Genomic DNA, 304 nt, shown 5'->3' with positions numbered 1-304 from the left:
TATTGGCCCCAGTCGTTGTGCAGGCCTCTTTTACAGCAAAGAATGGGACGAATACAGACTTATTTCGACCATAGTCATGATCGCCTAAGTAAAATAGGCGTTCGCCACGTTTCAGAACACGAATCATCTCTTTGACGTCTTTGCGATCCACCAACTTGTTGCCGTTGTGGGTTCTGCCCCAATACTGAATGAAGTCGTAGGCAGGGTTGTTGTTTGGGCGATATACGCCACTACCGGGATAGCCCAATACTGCGAAGGCCCGAGCACTGATTTCTAGGTTTAACGTGTGCGGGTGGCACAGGAG

Annotated in this window: 1 pseudogene; it reads right to left on the bottom strand. The window is 49.7% G+C overall.

Annotation, left to right across the window (positions count from 1 at the left end):
* Nucleotides 1-304 (bottom strand): annotated as a pseudogene (locus AB4585_RS27955) (lipid A biosynthesis lauroyl acyltransferase); the annotation flags it as partial.

The organism is Vibrio sp. 10N.222.49.C9 (genome assembly GCF_041474985.1).
In the GTDB taxonomy this organism is placed as follows: domain Bacteria; phylum Pseudomonadota; class Gammaproteobacteria; order Enterobacterales; family Vibrionaceae; genus Vibrio; species Vibrio crassostreae_C.
The sequence above is the reverse complement of the archived record's forward strand: the minus strand, read 5'-3'. Positions and strand labels throughout refer to the sequence as shown.